The organism is Blautia wexlerae (assembly GCF_013300825.1).
GTDB classification, from domain to species: Bacteria; Bacillota; Clostridia; order Lachnospirales; family Lachnospiraceae; genus Blautia_A; species Blautia_A wexlerae_B.
Genome location: NZ_JAAIMY010000091.1, coordinates 1 through 577, shown reverse-complemented (window position 1 = coordinate 577; position 577 = coordinate 1). Strand labels below are relative to the sequence as shown.

At 41.4% G+C, this 577-nt stretch carries 1 protein-coding gene; it reads left to right on the top strand.

Translation table 11 applies throughout. The features are described from left to right. Nucleotides 1-577 (top strand): MobA/MobL family protein (locus tag G4417_RS16545; RefSeq protein WP_173717708.1); only part of this gene is annotated, 577 nt, incomplete at both ends.

Here is a 577-nt window from a genome sequence, read left to right as displayed (position 1 = left end):
AGAAGATTGGTGCAAGAAACCGCCTGCAATGGAAACGGGTGCTGACCGATGCTACTGGATGGAACAATCCAAAAAATTGTGAACTATGGCGGAGTGAGTGGGCAAAGGTGTGTAATGAACATCTTTCTTTGCATAATCAGGTCGATCACCGTTCTTATGAAAAACAGGGAAAACTCCAGATTCCTACCATCCATGAAGGAGCTGACGCAAGAAAGATTGAACAAAAGTTTCTTGTCGGGCAGGAAATAAAAGGTTCGTGGAAAGTAGCGAAAAATCAAATCATAAAACAACAAAACACGTTATTGCAAAAGATACTGGACACCTTTGGAAAAGTATCGGGTGCATTATCATTATGGAAGGAGCGATTAAATGACATTAGAAGAAAGCCGGGAAATTATACCCTTAATGGAGTCCATGATTGGGCAAATCGAAGAACAGCAGACCTTAATGACAGAAATGATTCTGGAAATGCAGAACCGGGACACCCAACTCTCTCTTATGCAGGAACAGAATCAGAAATTGCAAAAATTAAACAGCGAGTTATCCGAGCTGCTCAACATTTTGCCAAATACCGAGG